Origin of the sequence: Nocardia aobensis NBRC 100429, from assembly GCF_000308375.1 — a bacterium.
Classification (GTDB): Bacteria; Actinomycetota; Actinomycetes; order Mycobacteriales; family Mycobacteriaceae; genus Nocardia; species Nocardia aobensis.
Map to the genome: position 1 here is coordinate 1 of NZ_BAFQ01000019.1, position 19,852 is coordinate 19,852.

Below are 19,852 nucleotides of genomic sequence, written 5' to 3' on the forward strand. Positions count from 1 at the left end.
ACCCGGGTGAACCGGCCGCCGAGGTGACGCTCGAGGCCGGCGACGATCTGATCGCGTACATGCTGTCCCAGCGCGCGCATCAGCAGATCGTCGACGACGGGCAGGACGAACAGTATGAGTGGGAAGCCGAAACCTTCGCCGGCATGCTGATGACCCGCCTGCGCGTCTTCAACAACCGCGGCGCCGGTGTCTCGGTGCTCCGATTCGACGAGGCCCTCGGATGAGCGGGAGGACAGGGTAGGTATGACGTTCTGGTTGACGGCCCTGCTGGTGTGGATGGCGGCCGGCGCCCGCATCGGCCGCGTCCTGGTGAAGCCCGCGACCACGGCCCGGGTGGCGATCGTGATCGCGGTCGCGGCGGTGGCCGCCGCGGCCACCCTCGGCATCCCCGAGATCGCGGTCGCGGTGGATCACGCACTGCCGCAGGGCATCAACGGCGCAGCGCTGGCCGACCGGCTGGTGGTGGCGACCTGGCTGCTGTTCGCGGTGGCCACGTCGGTGGTGGCGGCCGCCGCCTGGCCGGTGGTCTCGCGTCGGAATCTGCGCCAGATCGCCTGGATGGTCTACGGTTTCGGCGCGCTGGTCATCGCCGCCACCATCGGGTGGTCGATGGTGTTCGGCTGGGTCATGACCCTGCTCGGCTGCGCCTTCATCGCTGTCACCGGTCTGCGCAATCTGGACTGGACGGCGCTGGGACGCGGTATCGCGCTCTACACCACCGGCACGGTGGTCGCGGGTGTGCTTGCGGCGCTGTCGATTCGGCGGCTGGCGATCGGTGAACAACCCGTGCGGCCCGGCGATCCGGGCTGGTTCTGGCCGGCCTGGCAGCTCGCGAGCCTGCTGATCGCAGTCGGCGCGGTATGGATCGTGATCGAGCTCTGGGTGCGGGCGCGCCTGCTGCTGCGCCAGATTCGGGCCCTGCATCGGACGTTGATCAAGCGCTTCCCCGAGGTGGTGGCGCACGAGCAGACGGTGTCGGCCACCCAGCTCAGGGCTTCCGATCAGGTCGCGCAGATCATGGACGCGCTGTATCTGCAGACCGGCGGCGGCATGGAGCTGGCGGCGGCCGGTGTACCCGCCCGCTCGGTCACCGACCGTGCCGAACGGGTGGCCCGCTGGGCCCGCAATCCGCTCGGTGACGACATCGTCGACGCCCGTTGGATCGCACCGCCGGAGGGACTGAGCCCGCGCGGTTGGGTGCAGGCGATCGCCCGCGCCTTCGAGCGCACCGCGACCGACCGGAAATCGGCGGTCGCACAGGCGGATTGATCATCGACGCGACCGGACCGATTGGGCGGCGGTCCGTCTCAGGTCACAAGACAACACAGTGCGGTTCCGAGTGCCGCACTGTGTTGCCTTGTCCAACTTGCTATTCCGTGCCGTCCGGTGGAACCTCGGGCAGACCCTCACTCGCCCGGAGCTTTTCGGCCATCGAAGTCAGGAGGTTCTGCGACTCTTCGGAGAGATCGAACGCCCTGCTCGACAGCCGACGCAGTCCATAGCCCTGCAGCTGGGACAGCAACTCCAGATCATGGTCGATCTTGGCGGCGTAGATGTCGTTGAAGAAGTAGTCCGGTTTGACCTTGAAGAACTTTGCCAGTGCGGCAACCGTCTCATCTGAGGGGTTCGTCCGCTGACCCGACCGCAACTGCGAGAGATACGGTTTCGAGATCGGATGCCCGGAGGCGGTGAGCGCTGCCGCCACCTCGGCATTGGTGTGCGGCTTACGCCCCGGGGGATGCACGGTTTCGAACAGCTTGTTCAGCCGCGCCGCGAAATCAGCCATTGTGAGCCGCCCAATTCCCTTCGCTGTACTAACAGTCGTTATCTCGGATACGTATCATTGATATTAGCGGCTGAGTAACTGAAAACCTACGCCTGATTCAGGATTTCCTTGAAGCTTCCAGGTCGGCCGTCCGGGAACTGTTCAGCGTCGGCACGTTTGCGGGGCAACGCGCCCTCGCTGGTCGAGGGGCAGTACGCTCCGGTTCTGGCCCGTCGAACGAGTCTCGTTCAACGGGCCATTGATAACCGGAAGATAGCTGACATCTCATCCTTTTGTCTGTATCGCAGTTTGTGTGGCGTACGACACGTCCAGGGGCTGTGAGGATGAACGTTCAACTAGGGAGGAAATCTGTTCGGTATTACAACCGCTCGATGATTGTCCCGGTCGCAAGTGCGCCACCGGCGCACATGAGGACCATTGCAATCGACTTGTCGGAGCGTTCGAGCTCGTGCAGGGCGGTGGTGATCAAACGTGACCCGGTGCTGCCGACCGGATGTCCGATCGCAATCGCGCCGCCGTTGACATTGACCCGATCCATATCCGGCTTGTGTACCGACGCCCACGACAGCGGGACCGAGGCGAAGGCCTCGTTGATTTCGAAGAGATCGATATCGGCGATGCTCATGCCCGACTTCTCCAGCAGGCGCGTGGTCGCCTGCACCGGACCGTCCAGGTGGAACTCCGGCTCGGCGCCGACGAGGCACTGGGTGACGATGCGAGCCCGCGGCTTCAGTCCGGCACGCGCCGCGGCCTGTTCGTCCATGAGCAGCACCGCGGCCGCGCCATCCGAGATCTGTGACGAGGTGCCGGCGGTGTGAATTCCGCCCTCCAGCACCGGCTTCAGCTTCGCCAGGCTCTCCCGGCTGGTCTCGCGCAGACCCTGGTCGCGGTTGACGTCGAGCGTCTCGCCGGTGAGGGTGCCCTCCTTGTCGACCTGCGGCGCGCCGGCGATGGTCAGCACCTCACGGTCGAAACGCCCTTCCGCCCACGCCTGGGCGGCCAAACGCTGTGAGCGCACGCCGAATTCGTCGATGTCGTCGCGGGTGATGCCGCGCCGCTTGGCGATTCGCTCGGCCGCCTCGAACTGATTGGGCATATCGATATCCCAGCTCGCGGGGCGGCGGGGGCCGGCGTTCTCGCCCACGTTCGCGCCCAGCGGGACGTGGCTCATGGATTCGACGCCGCAGGCGACGCCGATGTCGATCGCGCCCTGGGCGATCTGCCCGGCGATCAGATGGTTGGCCTGCTGGGCGGAACCGCACTGGCAGTCGATGGTGGTCGCGCCCACCTGCCAGGGGAGTCCGGCGTGCAGCCACGCGGTGCGGGTGACGTTGTTGCTCTGCTCGCCGACCTGCATGACGCAGCCGCCGATGACCTGTTCGACCAGCGCCGGATCGAGCTGTGCGCGCTCGAGGACGCCGCGCTGGGCCGCGCCGAGCACCTCGGCGGCGTGCAGGCCGGCCAGCCAGCCGTTGCGTTTGCCGATGGGGGTGCGCGCGGCCTCGACGATGACGGGGGTGCCCATAACTTCAACCTTTCGAACAGGATCCGTATCAGCACAGAAACTGGAACAAGTTCTGTGGATGTACTGAGGGCGGACTATGGCTTCTTTACTACTGATACCACCTATGCTGCAATGAAGGTAGAACGTGTTTCAGTTAGTCGAAGGAGACAACTGGTGGTTGACACCCATGTAGCTCCGAACCTCCCCGAGGGGTTCGACGCCACAGATCCCGACATGTGGGCCCGCGGCATTCCCGTCGAAGAGTTCGCGGAGCTGCGCCGGGCCGCGCCGATCTGGTGGAACCCGCAGTCTCCGGAGGTCGGAGGGTTCCACGACGACGGCTTCTGGGTCGTGTCCAAGCACGCCGATGTCAAGGAGGTCTCGCGGCGCGACGATTTCTCCACCTACGAGAACACCGCGATTCCCCGCTTCAACGACGACATTCCGCGCGAGGCCATCGAGCTGCAGCGCCACATCCTGATCAACAAGGATGCGCCCGAACACACCAAACTGCGCAAACTGATCTCCAAGGGTTTCACCCCGCGCGCGATCAACGGCCTGCGCGCGGAGCTGTCCGCCCGCGCCAAGTCGATCGTCGACGCGGCCGCGGCCAGCGGCGCCGGCGACTTCGTCACCCAGGTGGCCTGTGAGCTGCCGCTGCAGGCGATCGCCGAACTCATCGGCGTCCCGCAGGAAGACCGGATGAAGGTCTTCCAGTGGTCCAACGAGATGACCGGCTACGACGATCCGGACAGCGATGCCGACCCGGCCGCCTCGTCGATGGAGATTCTCGGCTACGCCTGGCAGATGGCCGAGGCCCGCAAGGCCCAACCGGCCGAGGACATCGTCACCACCCTGGTCAACGCCGATATCGACGGTGAGGCGCTGACCTCGGAGGAGTTCGGCTTCTTCGTCATCCTGCTGGCGGTCGCCGGTAACGAGACCACCCGCAATGCCATCACCCACGGCATGATCGCGTTCCTGGAGAACCCGGAGCAGTGGGAGCTCTACAAGCGCGAGCGGCCCGCCACCGCCGCCGACGAGATCATCCGCTGGGCCACTCCGGTGAGCTCGTTCCAGCGGACCGCGTTGGTCGACACCGAACTGTCCGGGGTGCAGATCAAGAAGGGCCAGCGCGTCCTGCTGATGTACCGCTCGGCCAATTTCGACGAGGAGGTGTTCGAGAATCCGTACACCTTCGACATCACTCGCGATCCGAATCCGCACCTGTCCTTCGGTGGCACCGGTGCCCACTTCTGCATCGGCGCCAACCTCGCGCGGCTGGAGATCGACCTGATCTTCAACGCCATCGCCGACCACCTGCCCGATATCACCAAGCTCGGCGACCCCAAGCGCCTGACCTCGGGCTGGCTCAACGGCATCAAGGAATTCCAGGTCGACTACAAAACGAAGGCCTGATTCGCGCGCTGAAACACGAACAGGGCGGGCACCCGGTGGGTGCCCGCCCTGTTGTTCGTGCGGCGGTCTCACTGCTTGCGCATGGTGCCCATCGCGCGATCGGTTTCCCAGAAGGCCCGCAGCGCCACGATCTTCCCGGCGTCGTCGACCTTGTAGGTGAACACGCCCTCGGCGTCGATGACATGTCCGCCCAGCTGGGTGCGGATCAGCCCGGTGAAGGCCACCTCGCTGCCGCAGGCGAAGGAGTCGCCGAAGACGAAATCGATGGATTCGGTGGGGGCGATCGCCTTGTCCCAGAACGCCGCGATGGCGTCGCGGCCGCGATGGCCCACACCCTCGGGATCGAAGACCGAGGGGCCGATCGGATCCTCGACGATGCCGTCGGCGGCGAACAGCGCCAGCCACGCCTCCTTGTCCCGGGCGCGCACCGCGGCCTGTGAGGCCCGTCCGGCGAGGCGCGCCGGATGTTCGGTGGTGGTTGTGGTCATCTCGGACTCCCGGCTCGGTGGTTTCGGTGAATTTGCTGATGGAATTGCAAATGTGCTTTCCGCCGGCAATCCGGTGAACCGGAAATGCCGGCGGAATTGCGTGTCACCGTGGTTCCGAGCCCACTACCCACATCGAGAAGTACTGTGATCCGCCACCATAGGCATGGCCGAACGCTTTTCGGGCGCCCTCGACTTGGTAATCGCCCGCCCGGCCCATTACCTGCTTGGCCGCCTCCGCGAAGCGGATCATCCCGGACGCGCCGATCGGATTGGAACTCAACACGCCGCCCGAGGGGTTGACCGGCAGCTTCCCGCCGATCTCGGTCTCGCGCGCGTCGACCAGCTTCCAGCCCTCGCCCTCGGGAGTGAAGCCCAGGTTCTCCAGCCACATCGGCTCGAACCAGGAGAACGGGACGTAGATCTCGGCCGCGTCGATCTCCTCGAGCGGATTGGTGATCCCGGCCTGCTTCCACAGCGCGGCCGCGGCGTCGCGTCCGGCCTGCGGGTTGACCTGGTCGCGGCCGGAGTAGGCCAGCGGTTCGGTGCGCATGGCCGTGCCGTGCACCCACGCGACCTTCTTACCCGATGCCTCGGCCGCCTTCGCCGAGTCCTCGTCGCCGATCACGATCGCGCACGCGCCGTCGGAGGACGGGCAGGTCTCGTCGAAACGCACCGGGTCCCACAGCATTTGGGACGCGAGTACCGATTCCATGGTGATATCGGGCTGGCGCAGATGCGCGAACGGATTCTTCGCGCCGTTGCGGCGATCCTTCACCGCGACCATCGCGCCGATGTGCAGGGGAGCGTTGGCCCGCCGGATGTACGCGCGCACATGCGGTGCGAAGTACCCGCCCGCGCCGGCGCCGACCGGCATCGTGAACGGCACCGGATTCGACAGGGCCCACATGGCATTGGATTCGGACTGCTTCTCCCAGCAGATCGCCAGCACCCGGCGGTACACGCCGGCCTGCACGTGGTTGGTGGCGACCACGCCGGTCGAACCGCCGACCGACCCCGCGGTGTGCACGCGCAGCAGCGGTTTTCCGGTGGCGCCCAAGGCATCCGCCATGAACAGCTCGGGCATCATCGAGCCCTCGAACAGATCCGGCGCCTTACCGACGATCACCGCGTCGATATCGGCCATGGTCAGATCGGCATCTTCGAGTGCGCGATCGATTGCCTCGCGGCACATACCGGCCATCGAGACATCGGTCCGTTTCGTCACGTGATGGGTTTGTCCCGTGCCGAGTACGGCGGCTTGATTGGTCATCGTCCAGCCTCCAGGATGGCCACCAAGTTCTGCTGCAACGCCGGACCACTGGTGGCGTGTGCGAGGGCTCGCTCGGCGGTGCCGTTCATGATTTCGTTGGCCGCGTAGCCGATTCGTTCCAGACCGGCGGCGAACATCGGGTTGCCCGCCAGCGCACCACCCGAGGGGTTGATGCGGGTGGACTCGCTCAGCCCGATGGCCTGCTTCAGGATCAGCTGTTCGTGGCTGTAGGTCGCGTGCAGTTCGGCGACATCGAATCCGCTCGCATCCCCGCCGAGCACCGCCTTGGCCGCGGCCGCGGTGGAAGGGGAGGTGGTCAGATCGCGCGCGCCGAACATCGGGGTGTCGATGCGGTGCGCCATACCGGTCAGCCAGGCCGGCCGCTCGCACAGCTCGCGCGCCTTGTCGCCGCGGGCCAGCACGATCGCGGCGGCGCCGTCGGTGATCGGCGCGATGTCATGTTCGCGCAGCGGATTCGCGACATAGGGTGCGGCGAGCCGCTTCTCGATCTCGGCGTCGTCGGCGGCCGAGACCGCGGCCATATCGCGTTCGGTCCAGTTTCCGGCGTCGAGCCCGGCCCGGGCCTGCAAGCCGGCCACCGATACCGCGTCCGGCCACAGCGGGGCCACCAGGTACGGATCCATCTGCATCGTCAGCACCTGCCGCAGCGTGCCTGCCGACGGCTTGCCGAAGCCGTAGACCAAGGCGGTATCGGCCTGTCCGGAGCGCAGTTTCACCCACGCCTCGTACAGCGCCCAGGCCGCGTCCATTTCGACGTGCGATTCGTTGATGGGAGGCACGGCGCCGATCGAGTCGATCGCGGAGATGAACGAGAAGGCGCGTCCGGCAAGGTAATCGGAGGATCCCGAGCACCAGAAGTCGATATCGGACACGCCGATGCCGAGCTTGTCGTACAGCTGCCGGAAGCACGGGACCAGCATTTCGACACCGTTGGTGGTGCCGTAGGTTTCACGGACATGCGGGGCGTGGGCGAAGCCCACCACCGCGATATCTGTTGCGTTGTCGCTCAAGGTGTTTCGCTCCTAGAGGTGGTGCCGGTAGCTGTCGTAGTCCGCGTCCGGCTCGCCGTTGGGCTCGAAGTGGTCCACGTTCTCCAGCGTGTAACCCCACTCCTCGCGCGGCTTCCACACCGCCTTCACGCGCATACCCATGCGGACTTCGCTGGGGTCACAGCCCAGCACCCGGTGCAGCACCGGAATATCGGCGCCGTCGAGCAGTACGTACGCGGTGACGTACGGCGGCTTGATCTTCTGGCCCATGAACGGCACGTTCACGATGCAGAACGTGGTGATGGTGCCGGTATCGGGCAGATCGACCATCTCGTCGGTCGGGCGGCCGTCGATCGGGTCGGCGCCGCGGGGCGGGAAGTACACCTTGCTCTCGGCGTCGGCGCGACCGCCGATCAGGCGGCCCTCGACCAGAGCCTTCAGATACCGCGTCTCCGTCGGCGAGGCGGTGTGCTTGTACCGCAGGTCGATCGGGGTGACGATGCCGGTGACCGGCTCGGCCGCATCGGCATCCGACGAGGTGGAACCGGCTGGGGCCGAAGAGGTCTCGCCCGGTTCGACGCAGGCGATGTCGTGGATGCTGCCGCTGCGTTCGGCGGCCCAGCGCACCCGCACGCGCAATCCGCTGCGCACCTCGTCGGGAGACGACACGTCGAGGGCATGCAGCACCGCGGTGTCGGCGCCGTCGAATTTCACCAGCGCCCAGGCGAAGGGGCGGTCGAACGGCTGGCCGGGCAGCGGATCGGCGACCCAGCTCCAGCTCTGCACCGTGCCGACATCGGAGACGTCGACGAAGTCGGTCAGCCGCTCCGCGGTCACCGGATCGAATTCCGCCGGCGGCACGATCACCCGGCCGTCGCTGCCGCGGACGCCGACGATCCGGCCCTCGCGCAGTCCGGTCAGGAACCGGCCGATGGTCGGTCCGACCGATCGGGTGTAGTCGAACTTCATCCGCAGTTCGGCGCTGAGTACCTCGGGTGCGGGTTCCGCTTCCGGACCGCTGCCTTTCGCGATTACGCCGGTCATGGTGTTCCCATTGGTCACGATATCGAGTAGAACAGGTTCTTATTCTGGTGGCAAGAGCTACCTGGAAAGGTGTCCGGCGACGGGCTCGGCGGAAGGAGTCGACGATGCGGTTCGGATTGCAGCTCGGATATTGGGGTGCGGGGCCGCCGCCCAACGCCGGGGAGTTGGTGGTGGCCGCCGAGGAGGCCGGATTCGACGCGGTCTTCGCCGCCGAGTCCTGGGGTTCGGATGCCTTCACGCCATTGGCCTGGTGGGGCTCGTCCACCCAGCGGGTGCGGCTGGGAACCTCCGTGGTGCAGCTGTCCGCCCGTACTCCCACCGCGACCGCGATGGCCGCGCTGACCCTCGATCACCTCAGCGGTGGCCGCCACATCCTGGGCCTGGGCGTCTCCGGTCCGCAGGTGGTGGAGGGCTGGTACGGCCAGCCGTTCGCCAAACCGTTGCAGCGCACCCGGGAGTACGTCGGCATCATCCGCCAGGTGCTGGCCCGCCAGGCGCCGGTGGTGAGCCAGGGCGCGCAGTACCGGCTGCCCTACGACGGGCCCGGCTCGACCGGCCTGGGTAAACCGCTCAAGCCGATCACCCATCCGCTACGTGCGGATCTGCCGATCTGGCTCGGCGCCGAGGGGCCGAAGAACGTGGCGCTGACGGCCGAGATCGCCGACGGCTGGCTGGCGATCTACTACACCCCGCGACTGGCCGGAATGTACGACGAATGGCTCGACGAGGGGTTTGCCCGGCCCGGTGCCCGGCGTTCCCGGGAGGACTTCGAGATCGCGGCGAGCTGCCAGGTGATCATCACCGACGACGCCCGCGCCGAGATCGATCGGATCAAACCGGTGATGGCGCTCTACATCGGCGGCATGGGCGCCGAGGAGCTGAACTTCCACGCCCAGGTCTATCGCCGGATGGGTTACGGCGCCGAGGTCGACGAGATCACCCGGCTGTTCCGCTCCGGCCGCAAGGACGAGGCCGCCGCCGTGATTCCGGACCAGCTGATCCTCGATACCGCCATCATCGGCGACGAGGACCATGTGCGCTCCCAGCTGAAGGTCTGGGAGGCGGCGGGCGTCGGAATGCTGCTGGTGACGGTTCGTGACGTGGCGCAGCTGCATCGCCTCGCCCCCCTTGTTCAGATGTAGAACACGTTCTAGATTTGAGGAGTGACTTCGATGGAGCCGGCGCAGAAGCTGGGACTGTGGAATATCGCGGCCACCGACCCCGATCGGATCGCGGTCGTCGATCCGTCGGGGCGGGAGGTCGGCTACCGGGAGCTGTCCGATCAGGCCGACCGCATCGCACGAGGCTTGCAGGCCAAGGGTTTACAGCCCGGCGATGTGCTGGTGTCGATGGTGCACAACACTACCGAAGCGCTCGCCGTGTACTTCGCGGCCTATCAGGCCGGGCTGTACATCGTCGCGGTGAACTGGCATCTGACCGGTCCGGAGGTCGCCTACATCCTCGGCGACAGCGAGGCGAAGGTGTTCATCGCCGACGAGCGCTTCGCCGAGGCGGCGTCGATCGCCGCCGAGGAGGCGAATGTGCCTGCGAGCGCGCGGTATTCGGTGGGCGGCATCGACGGTTTCCAGCCTCTGACCGAACTGGGCGCGGGGGAGTCCGGGCGCCCCGACGTCCGGACCACCGGTGCGCCGATGCTCTACACCTCGGGAACCACCGGACGCCCCAAGGGAGTTCGGCGTCCGCTGACCGGCGCCGATCCCGATGTGGTGGGCCCGCAGGCGACCGGCTTCTTCGGACTGTTCGGCATCCAGCCCTTCGACGACCATGTGCACATCTGCGGCTCGCCGCTCTATCACACCGCCGTGCTGAACTTCGCCTCGATCTCGATTCAGCTGGGGCACACGGTGGTTCTGATGGACAAGTGGGATCCGGAGGAGATGCTGCGGCTGATCGACACGCATCGGGTGACCCACAGTCATATGGTCCCCACCCAGTTCCACCGTCTGCTCGCTCTCCCGGAGGAGGTGCGGGCGCGCTACGACGTCTCCTCGCTGCGCTGCATGATCCACGGCGCCGCGCCGTGCCCGCAGGAGACCAAGCGCAGGATGCTCGAGTGGTGGGGGCCGGTCGTCACCGAGTACTACGCGGCGACCGAGGGCGGCGGCACGTCGATCTCGGGCGAGGAGTGGTTGCGCAAGCCGGGTTCGGTCGGCAAGGCGTGGCCGTACGCGGTGGTCAAGGTGCTCGACGAGGACGGCAACGAGGTCGCGCCCGGCGAGGTCGGTCAGGTGTACATGAAGATGGGCGGCTCCAACTTCGAGTACCACAAGGACAAGTCGAAGACCGAGGACGCGCGGGTGGGCGATCTGTTCACCGTGGGCGACATCGGGCATATGGACGCCGACGGCTATCTGTTCCTGCACGACCGGCGCTCGGACCTCATCCTGTCCGGGGGTGTGAACATCTATCCGGCCGAGATCGAGGGTGAATTGATCACCCATCCCAAGGTCGCCGACGTCGCGGTTTTCGGTATCCCGCATCCGGATTGGGGTCAGGAGGTGAAGGCGGTCGTGCAGCCGGCCGAAGGGGTCGCGGCCGGCGGCGAGCTGACCCGGGAGCTGATGGAGTTCGCCGCGGCTCGCCTGGCGAAGTACAAGCTGCCCAAGAGCATCGACTACCTGCCCGAACTGCCGCGCGATCCGAACGGCAAGTTGTACAAGCGCAAGCTGCGCGAGCGTTACGTGCCCGCGTAGCCGCAGTCTCGCCGATCGAGTCCGGACGCCCTTACCGTCCTGCCCTGTGTGGGGCGTCCTCGATCGCGCGCCCTCGAGCCCGCCCGGCTGTGCCGGCGGGCTCGTCGGCGTTGCAGAATACGCGTTCCGGCAAAACCCGCTGCCGCTTCGGCGGAATTAGTAAACTGTGTAAATCAAGTCTTGTCAGGCGTGAGAACACGTTCTATTTTGGTCCTGTGAGCTACAACATAGCGGACCTTGTCGAACACACCATCGACCTCGTGCCGGACCGTGTCGCGCTGGCCGACGACGTCCGCTCGGTGACCTATGCCGAGCTGGAGGACCGGGCCAACCGATTGGCGCACTACCTGCAAGAACAGGGTGTGCAGCCGGGTGACAAGGTCGGCATCTACTCGCGCAACACGATCGAGGCCGTGGAGGCCATGGTCGCGATCTTCAAGGCGCGGGCAGTAATGATCAACGTGAACTTCCGGTACGTCGAGAACGAGTTGCAATACATTTTCGACAATTCCGATATGGTCGCGCTGATTCACGAACGTCGCTACAGCGACAAGGTGTCGGCCGTGCGGCCGAACACGCCGAAGTTGAAGACGGTCATCGCCGTGAACGACGGTACCGAAGCCGAGGTGCCGTTGCCCGCGGATTCGGTGGAATACGAAGCGGCACTGGCTGCTTCGCACGGCGAGCGCGATTTCGGCGACCGCTCCAACGACGACATCTTCATGATCTACACCGGCGGCACCACCGGCATGCCCAAGGGCGTGATGTGGCGGCACGAGGACTGGTGGCGGGTGCTCGGTGGCGGCATCAACTTCGTCACCGGTGAGGCGATCGAGGACGAGTGGCAGCAGGCCAAGGCCGGCGCCGCCGGTGGGCAGATGGTCCGCTACCCGATCCCGCCGATGATCCACGGCGGTTCGCAGTCGGCGACCTTCCACGGCCTGTTCGACGGCGGCAAGACGATCATGCTGCCGGAGTTCAGCGCCCACACCGTGTGGCAGGCGATCGACCGCCACGGGGTGAACCTCATCTTCATCACCGGTGACGCCATGGCGCGGCCGATGCTCGACGCCCTCAAGGAAGGCCATCCGGAAACCGGTGAGCCGTACCAGCATGCGAATCTGTGGGCGATGGCCAGTAGTGCGGCGCTGTTCTCGCCGGCGCTGAAGGACGAGTTCATCGAACTGCTGCCGAATACGGTCATCACCGATTCCATCGGCTCCTCGGAAACCGGTTTCGGCGGCCTGTCGGTGGCGGCCAAGGGGGCGACCCACACCGGTGGTCCCCGGGTCAAGATCGACGCCTCCACCGCCGTCATCGACGAGGAGGGCAACCCCGTCGCGCCCGGCTCCGGTCAGGTGGGCGTGCTGGCGCGCACCGGCAACATCCCGCTCGGTTACTACAACGACCCGGTGAAGACCGCCGCGACGTTCAAGGAGTTCAACGGCGTTCGCTACTCGATCCCCGGCGACTTCGCCCGGGTCGAGGAGGACGGCACCGTGACGATGCTGGGCCGCGGGTCGGTCAGCATCAACAGCGGCGGCGAGAAGATCTACCCGGAGGAGGTCGAGGGCGCGCTCAAATGCCATCCGGAGATCTTCGACGCGCTGGTGATCGGTGTGCCGGACGAGCGCTGGGGACAGCGGGTGGCCGCGGTCGTGCAGTGTCGCGGTGGCGACCGTCCGACGCTCGAGGAACTGCGTCCGGTGCTGACCAAGGAGATCTCCTCCTACAAACTGCCGCGCAGCCTGTGGTTCGTGGACGAGATCAAGCGTTCGCCGGCCGGAAAGCCCGACTACCGGTGGGCCAACGAACATGCCCGCTCGCGCCCGGCCGACGAGGAATCCCAGGCATCCTCGAAATAGTCACGCAGAAATAGATAGCTCGCCGAAGTAAATAACTGGCAATCGATATCGCCGCGCCCCGCGATCACAGTGAAGGCGCGGCGATTTCGTGTCGCCGACGGCGGCGACGTTCGTCCGCCGTCTATCCGTCGAGCGCCATTGCATGGCTGCGGCCTGCTGAGCACGGCGTCCGTGTCCATGCCCCCTACTTCCGGGGTGTTTTCTGTCGGTGCCCTGTGCCACAGTGATCCGCATGAGCGAACAAGCTTCCGCCGGCACCGTCGACGACGTGCTGCAGCAATTCGAGAGTTACCGGCGGGAGCTGTGTGCTTACGCCTATCGGATGTTGGGTTCCTCGTTCGAGGCAGAGGACGCGGTTCAGGAGACTTTCACTCGGGCCTGGAAGGCCTACGACTCGTTCGAGGGCCGGTCCAGCCTGCGATCGTGGCTGTACAAGATCACCACGAACATCTGCCTGGATATGCTCGACGGGCCCCAGCGCCGGGCCCGGCCGATGGATCTGTCCGGGCCGTCGAGTCCGGACAGTCCGCTGCCGCCGCCGCAGCCGGATTACGTGTGGGTGGAGCCGATTCCGAACGCGCTGGCCTTCGGCGCCGACCCGGCCGAACATGCCAGCACCAAGGATTCGCTGCGGTTGGCGTTCGTGGCGGCCTGTCAGCATCTGCCGGCCACCCAGCGGGCGATTCTCATCATGCGGGAGGTGCTGCGGTTCTCGGCCAACGAGACGGCCGAGATGTTGACGATGTCGCCGGCCTCGGTGAACAGCGCGCTGCAGCGGGCGCGCGCGACCATGTCGAAGGTGCAGCCCTCGGAGTCGAGCGGCTACGACGAATCCGACGACAGTCAGCGCAAACTCGTCGACGGTTTCGTGCGCGCCTTCGAGGCCTACGACATGGATGCGCTCACCTCGCTGCTGAAACAGGATGTGGCGCTGTCGATGCCGCCCATCGAGTTGTGGGTCTCCGGTCCGGAGAACGTCGCTCGGTTCATGTTGTCGGAAGGGCCCTCGGCCTGCCGGGGTTCGCGGTTGATCCCGCTGGCCGGCGCCAACGGACTGCCGGCCTTCGGCCAGTACAAACCCACCGACGAGCCCGGGGTCTTCTCGCCGTGGTCGATCACGGTGCTGGAATTCGACGGTCCCGCGATCAGCGGGTTGAACTTCTTCCTCGACACCGATCGCCTGTTCCCGCTGTTCGGATTGCCGCCGGAACTGCGCGACTGATCCTTTCGGGATCGTGAAGGGCTCGCCGGTCGAATGACCGGCGGGCCCTTTTCCTTTCGCGGTCGCAGAGACGTCAACCTCGGAGGGGTCACATACCCCAAGGGGGTATGACTTGAATCACAACGGCGTCCCGTATCGGTCAGATACCCCTAGGGGGTATACAGAACGAGTCGGAAATTCCACGGGCGCAGCGGATGCGCCCGCAACCGAGGAGTGAGGATTCCTATGTCCACTCGGGTATCCGCGCCGCCGTCGCGGCGCTGGTTCGCATTGGCACTGATCGCGCTGGCGCAGTTCATGGTCATCATGGACACCTCGATCATCGGGGTGGCTTTGCCGAAAATGCAGGATTCCCTTGGTTTTTCGCAGGAGGGGCTGTCCTGGGTCTTCAACGCCTACGTCATCGTCTTCGGCGGCCTGCTGCTGCTCGGCGGACGCCTGTCCGACATCTGGGGTGCTCGCCGCATCTTTCAGACGGGCTGGATGGTGCTCGGCGCCGGGTCGCTGGTCGCCGGACTCGCCGGATCGCCCGCGGTCGAGCTGATCGGCCGGGGTGTGCAGGGTGCGGGCGCCGCACTGATCGCCCCCTCTGCGCTGACACTTCTGATGATGGTGTTCGGGTCGAATTCCAAGGAGTTGACCACCGCATTCGCGTTCTACGGCGCCGCCGCCCCGGCAGGCGGTACCGCCGGCGTATTCCTCGGCGGGCTCATCACCGAGTACGCCTCGTGGCCGTGGGTGTTCTACATCAACATCCCGATCGCCGCGCTGGCCGTCGTCGCGGCCGCGGTGCTGGTTCCCGGCGGTGCGGCCGCGTCCGGCGGTTCGGTCGACGTGCTCGGTGCCCTGACCGCGACGCTGGGCCTGGGCGCGGCCGTCTTCGCGGTCGTCCGCGCCCCCGAGGTCGGCTGGGGTTCCGGATCGACGTGGGGCGTCCTGGCGCTCGCGGTCGTCCTGTTGGCGGCCTTCCTGGTGCTGCAGGCCCGTCGCCGGGAACCGCTGATGCCGCTGTCGATCTTCCGGGCGCCGAATCTCGGTGCGGCCAATCTGGCTCAGGTCCTGCTGGGCGCGGCCTGGGTGCCGATGTGGTTCTTCCTGAACCTGTATCTGCAGCAGGTTCTCGGCTATTCGGCGTTCCCGTCGGGTGCGGCTCTGCTGCCGATGACCGCCCTGATCATGGTCGGCATGATCGCGGTGTCACCGAAGTTGTTCGCGCGCTTCGGCGCTCGCGCCATGATCGTCACCGGACTGCTGGTCCTGGGGGCCGGTCTGGTCTGGCTGACCTTCATCCGGGCCGACGGCAACTTCTGGATCGACGTGCTGCCCGGATCGCTGCTGGCCGCGTTCGGGATGTCGCTGGCCTTCGTCCCGTCGCTGCAGACCGCCATCTCCGCGGCGCGGCCGGAGCAGGGCGGCCTGGCGTCCGGTCTGGTGAACACCGGCTATCAGATCGGATCGGCGCTGGGCCTGGCGGTGGTGACCGCGATCGCCTCGGCCGCCGGAGCCGACCGTATCGGTGACGCCGATGCCCTCACCGACGGGTTCTCCGCGGCATTCGGTGCCGCGGCGGGGATCGCGGTGCTGGCGGCGGCGCTCGCGTGGACGACGTTCCGGTCGCCGGCTCGGCGTGAGCGAGTGCCTGCCGGTGCGTGACCGCGCAACCGCGTGTGGCCCCCGACCCGTCGGGGGCCACACGCCTGTCAGTCGATTGCCTTGGCGGTCAACCAGATCGTGATGACGACCCCGGCCGCCACCGCCATGCCGATGTGGCCGGGGGAACGTGCGTAGTCGTAGCTCGAGAGCGCCGCGACGGCCGCCAGGACGAACATCAGCAGACGTTTCACCGGGTACCCCCCAACCGCTCGGAGTTCAAGCATACGAGAGGCGGAAGTGGTTGTGCCACAGAAGGATACCGCGCTCACGTGGTACCGGTATTGCGAGATGTTCGCGGAGGGCCGCAGGGCTCGCGGGGCGCGCCGATAGCTCGGCTGAGACGGACGCAACGATCAGGTTATCGGTCGGTGACGGTGTGGCAGGCCTCGATGAGTGCGCGCAATTCGGCACGCGGCGGATCGGGCCGCACCACGAGATAGCTCGGCATCCTCGGCTCCGGGTTGCGCAGGGGACGCCAGACCACGCCCGGGAACGACGAATTCGCCGCCTGGGCCGCGTAGTACACCGTCCAGCTCGGCGCGCCGAAGCCGATGGCGGCCAGCGTGTCCTGTTCGGTGGTGAACTCCGGTCCGAAGGCGGGTGCGAAGCCGGCCTTCCGGCACGAATCGACGACCAGGTCGTAGAGGGTGGGATTGCGGGCCCGGCCGACCAATCGCAGTGGCAACTCCGCGAGGCGCGCGAGGTCGATCTCGCGCAACACCGCGAGGTCGTGCCGAGCGGGGATCGCGGCCACCAGGCGGTCGGACCACAGCGGCAGCAGTTCGAGGCCGGGGTCGTCGCGCGGACCACGCACGATCGCCGCGTCCAGTTCCCCCGAGCGCACCCGCTTCATCCGACTCTCGGCGTCCGCGTCGACCAGTTCGAGGTGGGCGTGCGGGGCGCGGTCAGCGAAGGCCACGAGAATGTTTTCCAGGCGAGTGCCCAGACCGGTGCTGGTGCCCAGCCGGATCGTGCCGGTGCGTTCGACGCGCAGGTCGTCGATGGCGGCACGGGCCTGGGTCACCGCGGCGAGGACCTGTTCGGCGTGCGGAAGCAGGCGCCGCCCGCCCTCGGTGAGGCGCACCGTGCGGGTGGTCCGCTCGAACAGCGCGACGCCCAATTCCCGCTCCAGCCGGGTGATCTGCTGACTGACGGCCGACTGCACGATGTGCAGCCGCTCGGCCGCGCGGCCGAAGTGCAGTTCGTCGGCCACGGTCAGGAAGTACTGCAATTGGCGGAGCTCCACGGCGCGAGATTAATCAGTTTCGGTGAACAGTGCCAGCGCGGTTCCCTCATTTTTCGGCGCGGCCGAACGCGATTTCCTGGTCACAGCACATCGGAAACCACACCGGGAAGTGATGACCATGCCGTATCTCACCGTCGACGACGTCCAGCTGTACTACGAGGATCAGGGAACCGGACAGCCGCTGCTGTTCCTGCACGGCTGGGGCACCAGCGGGCGGGTCTGGGGCGCTCAGCAGGCGGCGCTGGTCACCGAGTTCCGGGTGGTCACCGTCGATTGGCGTGGCTGTGGGCGTTCGGACCGGCCGGTCGCCGGCAACAACCTCGCCGGTGTGCTCGCCGATCTGGTGGAGCTCATCCGGCAACTCGGGTTGACTCACCCCATCGTGATCGGATCCTCGGTGGGCGCGACCTTCGCGACCGAACTGGCGCTGGCCCGTCCGGATCTGCTCGGCGGCGTGGTCGCGGTCGACGGTCCGGCCTACTGGCCCGGGCAGGGCATGCCGCTGGCCGAGATCATCGACGAAATGCGGGATCGCCGAGCCGAATTCGTCGCGCGTTGGGTACCGAACTGGTATGCCCCGGGAACCTCGCCGGCGCTGGTGGACTGGACCGTGCGGCAGATCCTCGATTCGGGTGTGTACATCGACGAACTGTTCCACCTCTTCGCGACCTACGATCCCCGGCCGCGGCTGCCGCGGCTGCGTACGCCGATCCACTACCTGCACGGCGAGCTGGACGCCGAAATCCCGGTGGCGGTGGCGCGGGCCTGCGCGGCGCTCACGCCGGGCGCGCGGGTCGGCGTGATCGCCGGCGCGGGCCATATGCCGCAACAGGAGCGCCCCGCCGAGTTCACGGCCGCACTGCGCGCGGCGATTGCGAACTTAACTCTGCAGGCTGCGGCCTGACCACCGAACCGACTGCGACACAAGGATATTCGATGCCATTCGCAACAGCCCGCATTCATGGGGGAACCGCAGAGGTCGCCTACGAGGTGACCGGAACGGGCCCGGCGGTCGTGCTGGTCCACGGCACGGCGGCCGCCCGCGATCAGTGGACACCGCTGACCGCGGCAATCGCCGACCGCTATACCGTTGTGGCACTGGACTATTCGGGCTCCGGCGACACCGTCGACCACGGCGGCACGCTCACCGTCGCCGATCTGGCCGCCGAGGTGCGCGCCGTCGCCGACCATGCCGGACTGGCCCGATTCCACCTGGTCGGGCATTCGCTGGGCGCGGTGGTGGCCGCGCACGTCGCGGCGACCGTCCCCGACCGCGTGCGCTCCCTGCTGATGCATGCGGGCTGGGCGCGCACCGACGCGCGGATGGACGCCGAATTCCGCTACTGGATCGAGGTGTTGCGCGCCGACGCCGCGTACGGCACCAGCCTGTTCGCGCATATGCTGCCGCTGATGGCATTCGGCCCGCGCTACTGGGAGCGGACGAGCGCGGAACAGAACGCGGCCCTGATCGAACAGCTGGCGAAGGTGATCGCGCGCGGCGCCGCACGGCAGACCGAGGTCGACCGCACCGTGGATCTCACCGATCTGCTCGGCAGCATCGCCGCGCCGACGCTGATCCTGGCCAGCGCGCACGACCGGGTCGTTCCGGCGGCGCAGCAACAGCACCTGCTCGCCGCGATACCCGACGCCCGCTATGCCGAGATCGATGCCGGCCACGGGGCTCCGGGCGAGGACCCGGCCGGTTTCCACGCCAAGATCATCAGCTTCCTGGACGCGCAGACGGCATGAACGCCCGGGTGAGCGGCCGCCGGTCGCTCACCCGGCGCGGATCAGTTGCCGCCGGGGTAATCCATCCAGAAGGCCTCCCAGTGGTGACCGTCGGGATCGACGAAGGCGCGGCTGAACATGCCCACCGCCTCCTCCTGGGCGCGTTTGTCCTCGCTGATCTCCTCGGTGGCGCCCGCACCCACCGCGTCGGCGATCAGCGACTCGACCTCCGCCCTGCTGCCCAGTGACAGCGCGTAGATCGAACCGGTGGCGGCCCGGGTGTCGGCGATCGGGCGGTTGGTGAAGGTGTCGAAGTACTGCCGGACCAGCAGCATCAGACAGATGTTGTCGTCGACCACCACGCAGGCGGCGTTCTCGTCGGTGAAGTCCGGATTCACCTTCCAGCCCAGCGCCTCGTAGAACGATGTGGACCGCTCCAGATCCTCGACGGGGAGATTGATGAAGATCATCTTGCTGGGCATGCTCGGTCCTCTCGCGGCATCAATACGTGTCGTCAGTAGAGACGCCGTGGGCGCGCCGAACTCATCGGGCGAATCGGCGGACCGGCCCTGACCTGCTTCGATGCTGCACCCAGGGTGAAAATCCCTCGCGGTCGGGTGCCCTGCGCGATACCGTCCGGCCATGTCGAGTGCCGTCTACCTCATCACCGGTATCCAAGCGGCCGGAAAATCGACGGTCGCGCAGGCCCTCGCCGAACGACTGCCCCGCTCCGCCCACGTCCACGGTGACGTGTTCCGTCGCTTCGTGGTCGGTGGCCGCGCCGAGATGTCGGGCGAGCCGAGTGAAGAAGCCATGCGGCAGTTGCGATTACGGCACCGTCTGGCGGCCGCGACGGCCGACGGCTACGCCGCCGCGGGATTCACGGCGGTGGTCCAGGACGTC

At 66.9% G+C, this 19,852-nt stretch carries 19 protein-coding genes and 1 pseudogene; 11 read left to right on the forward strand and 9 right to left on the reverse strand.

Translation table 11 applies throughout. The features are described 5' to 3' along the window. Window positions 1-224 (forward strand): annotated as a pseudogene (locus tag RJ03_RS02575) (DUF955 domain-containing protein); the annotation flags it as partial. A gap of 19 nt (window positions 225-243) precedes the next feature. Then, a complete protein-coding gene (locus RJ03_RS02580) occupies window positions 244-1,269 on the forward strand; it encodes a hypothetical protein (protein WP_036497644.1) in 1,026 nt (341 codons plus the stop codon). Window positions 1,270-1,369: 100 nt separating this feature from the next. Here the strand turns inward: RJ03_RS02580 and RJ03_RS02585 are convergent, their stop codons facing one another. Then, a complete protein-coding gene (locus RJ03_RS02585) occupies window positions 1,370-1,786 on the reverse strand; it encodes a helix-turn-helix domain-containing protein (RefSeq protein ID WP_014348820.1) in 417 nt (138 codons plus the stop codon). 358 nt (window positions 1,787-2,144) lie between these two features. Beyond that, entirely contained in the window at window positions 2,145-3,311 is a 1,167-nt protein-coding gene (locus RJ03_RS02590) for a steroid 3-ketoacyl-CoA thiolase (protein ID WP_036497647.1), read from the reverse strand. Between the two features lie 213 nt (window positions 3,312-3,524). Here RJ03_RS02590 and RJ03_RS02595 point away from each other — a divergent pair, with 213 nt between their 5' ends. Beyond that, window positions 3,525-4,709: a cytochrome P450 gene (locus RJ03_RS02595; protein ID WP_051024169.1), complete on the forward strand. Its 1,185-nt coding sequence runs from the start codon at window positions 3,525-3,527 to the stop codon at window positions 4,707-4,709. A 68-nt stretch (window positions 4,710-4,777) separates the two neighbouring features. Here the strand turns inward: RJ03_RS02595 and RJ03_RS02600 are convergent, their stop codons facing one another. From RJ03_RS02600 to RJ03_RS02615, 4 genes are all read right to left on the reverse strand, one after another. After that, a complete protein-coding gene (locus RJ03_RS02600) occupies window positions 4,778-5,197 on the reverse strand; it encodes a nuclear transport factor 2 family protein (RefSeq protein ID WP_036497651.1) in 420 nt (139 codons plus the stop codon). Between the two features lie 103 nt (window positions 5,198-5,300). Then, window positions 5,301-6,467 carry a thiolase family protein gene (locus RJ03_RS02605; RefSeq protein WP_036497652.1) on the reverse strand — a complete coding sequence of 389 codons (1,167 nt, stop codon included), beginning with the start codon at window positions 6,465-6,467 and terminating at the stop codon, window positions 5,301-5,303. Further along, complete coding sequence (locus RJ03_RS02610; protein WP_036497653.1) at window positions 6,464-7,498, reverse strand: thiolase family protein; 1,035 nt, start codon at window positions 7,496-7,498, stop codon at window positions 6,464-6,466. The genes RJ03_RS02605 and RJ03_RS02610 overlap by 4 nt, the downstream gene beginning before the upstream one ends. A 12-nt stretch (window positions 7,499-7,510) precedes the next feature. Beyond that, a complete protein-coding gene (locus tag RJ03_RS02615; protein ID WP_051024170.1) occupies window positions 7,511-8,521 on the reverse strand; it encodes a Zn-ribbon domain-containing OB-fold protein in 1,011 nt (336 codons plus the stop codon). A 104-nt stretch (window positions 8,522-8,625) separates the two neighbouring features. Here RJ03_RS02615 and RJ03_RS02620 point away from each other — a divergent pair, with 104 nt between their 5' ends. The 5 genes from RJ03_RS02620 (at window position 8,626) to RJ03_RS02640 (ending at window position 15,975) form a co-directional block, all read left to right on the forward strand. Then, window positions 8,626-9,663, forward strand: a complete 1,038-nt coding sequence (locus tag RJ03_RS02620) for an LLM class F420-dependent oxidoreductase (protein WP_036497654.1) — start codon at window positions 8,626-8,628, stop codon at window positions 9,661-9,663. Between the two features lie 30 nt (window positions 9,664-9,693). Next, window positions 9,694-11,235: an acyl-CoA synthetase gene (locus RJ03_RS02625; protein WP_036497656.1), complete on the forward strand. Its 1,542-nt coding sequence runs from the start codon at window positions 9,694-9,696 to the stop codon at window positions 11,233-11,235. Window positions 11,236-11,450: 215 nt separating this feature from the next. Further along, complete coding sequence (locus RJ03_RS02630; RefSeq protein WP_036497659.1) at window positions 11,451-13,100, forward strand: acyl-CoA synthetase; 1,650 nt, start codon at window positions 11,451-11,453, stop codon at window positions 13,098-13,100. Between the two features lie 232 nt (window positions 13,101-13,332). After that, a complete protein-coding gene (locus RJ03_RS02635; protein WP_036497661.1) occupies window positions 13,333-14,322 on the forward strand; it encodes a sigma-70 family RNA polymerase sigma factor in 990 nt (329 codons plus the stop codon). 225 nt (window positions 14,323-14,547) lie between these two features. Continuing rightward, window positions 14,548-15,975, forward strand: coding sequence for an MFS transporter (locus tag RJ03_RS02640; RefSeq protein WP_036497663.1), 1,428 nt, complete (start codon window positions 14,548-14,550; stop codon window positions 15,973-15,975). 47 nt (window positions 15,976-16,022) lie between these two features. On the opposite strand, the gene RJ03_RS36895 is transcribed toward RJ03_RS02640, so the two are convergent. Both RJ03_RS36895 and RJ03_RS02645 read right to left on the reverse strand, forming a co-directional pair. After that, the gene (locus RJ03_RS36895) at window positions 16,023-16,166 is read right to left on the reverse strand and encodes a hypothetical protein (protein WP_156511190.1); all 144 of its coding nucleotides are present in this window, start codon (window positions 16,164-16,166) and stop codon (window positions 16,023-16,025) included. Window positions 16,167-16,333: 167 nt separating this feature from the next. After that, entirely contained in the window at window positions 16,334-17,221 is an 888-nt protein-coding gene (locus RJ03_RS02645; protein WP_036497665.1) for a LysR family transcriptional regulator, read from the reverse strand. A gap of 22 nt (window positions 17,222-17,243) precedes the next feature. Between RJ03_RS02645 and RJ03_RS02650 the strand changes: the two genes are divergently transcribed. Together RJ03_RS02650 and RJ03_RS02655 are read left to right on the forward strand one after the other, a co-directional pair. Next, window positions 17,244-18,125, forward strand: coding sequence for an alpha/beta fold hydrolase (locus tag RJ03_RS02650; RefSeq protein WP_218000917.1), 882 nt, complete (start codon window positions 17,244-17,246; stop codon window positions 18,123-18,125). A gap of 32 nt (window positions 18,126-18,157) precedes the next feature. After that, the gene (locus tag RJ03_RS02655) at window positions 18,158-18,970 is read left to right on the forward strand and encodes an alpha/beta fold hydrolase (protein ID WP_051024173.1); all 813 of its coding nucleotides are present in this window, start codon (window positions 18,158-18,160) and stop codon (window positions 18,968-18,970) included. Window positions 18,971-19,011: 41 nt separating this feature from the next. Here RJ03_RS02655 and RJ03_RS02660 read toward each other — a convergent pair whose 3' ends face one another. Then, window positions 19,012-19,431, reverse strand: a complete 420-nt coding sequence (locus RJ03_RS02660) for a VOC family protein (RefSeq protein WP_036497668.1) — start codon at window positions 19,429-19,431, stop codon at window positions 19,012-19,014. Between the two features lie 160 nt (window positions 19,432-19,591). Here RJ03_RS02660 and RJ03_RS02665 point away from each other — a divergent pair. Next, a partial coding sequence (locus tag RJ03_RS02665) for an AAA family ATPase (protein ID WP_036497669.1) occupies window positions 19,592-19,852 on the forward strand: 261 nt, incomplete at its 3' end.